General features: G+C 77.0%; 1 protein-coding gene. It reads right to left on the bottom strand.

Annotated features, from left to right (window positions below):
• The coding region (locus tag P1P75_RS41655; RefSeq protein ID WP_319265277.1) for an energy-coupling factor transporter transmembrane component T at positions 1 to 1,011 on the bottom strand (1,011 nt) is incomplete at its 3' end.
• Positions 1,012 to 1,042 lie beyond the last annotated feature (31 nt).

The raw sequence follows: 1,042 nt of genomic DNA, 5'->3' as shown, positions 1-1,042 counted from the left end.
GAGGGGGAGTGCGGGGGCGGTCAGGGGGATCACGCCGGGATGCAGGGCCTCCGGGTCGGCGGAACCGGCGAGCGTCATCAGCGCGGCGACCGCGACACCCGACCCGGCGACCAGGCAGGCGCGCGGGGTCCAGCGGTCCGGGCGGTAGCGGGTGCGCGGCGAGCGCCGCCCGCCCAGCCGCAGCCCGGCCAGCGCGGCGGCCACTCCGGCCACCAGCACCGGCAGCCCGTACGTGCCTCCCGCCGCGGTGAGCAGGCCGTACGTCCCCGCGCAGACGCCGAGCAGGCCGCCCAGGGTGAGGACGGCCGTCGTACGGCGGACACGGGCGGGGACGTCGGCGGTACGGCCGTAGCCGCGGGCGTCCATCGCGGCGGCGAGGGCGACCGAGCGTTCCAGGGCGCCCTCCAGGACCGGGAGCGCCACCTGCAACAGGCCGCGCAGACCCCGGTCCGGGCGGCCACGCAGCCGGCGGGCGGCGCGCAGGCGCTGCACGTCGGCGATGAGATGAGGCGCGAAGGTCAGCGCCACGACGACGGCGACCCCCGCCTCGTACAGGGCGCCGGGCAGGGACTTCAGGAGCCGCGAGGGGCTCGCGAGGGCGTTCGCGGCGCCGACGCAGACCAGGAGGGTCGCCAGGCGCAGGCCGTCGTACAGCGCGAAGACGACACCCTCGGCGGTCACCCTGCCGCCCAGCCGGATGCCCTGCGCCCAGTCGGGGAGCGGGACCTCGGGGAGCGTCACGATCACGTGCGAGCCGGGGACGGGGGAGCCGAGGACCACGACGAAGACGAGGCGGATGACGAGCACGGCGAGGGCGAGGTGCAGGAAGGCGGAGTAGGAGCGGGACCAGGGGGTGTCGGGGCGGCAGGTGAGGACGACGTAGGCGGAGGTGACGAGGAGGAGGGCGAGGAGGAGCGGGTTGGTGGTGCGGGTGGCGGCCGTGCCGAGGCCCAGCGCCCACAGCCACCAGGCGCCGGGGTGGAGTTGGGGGACGGCCGCCACCCGCACCACCAACCCGCTCCTCCTCGCCCTCCTCCTCGTC

This window comes from Streptomyces sp. ID05-39B, from assembly GCF_033794725.1.
In the GTDB taxonomy this organism is placed as follows: Bacteria; Actinomycetota; Actinomycetes; order Streptomycetales; family Streptomycetaceae; genus Streptomyces; species Streptomyces bobili.
The sequence above is the reverse complement of the archived record's forward strand: the minus strand, read 5'-3'. Positions and strand labels throughout refer to the sequence as shown.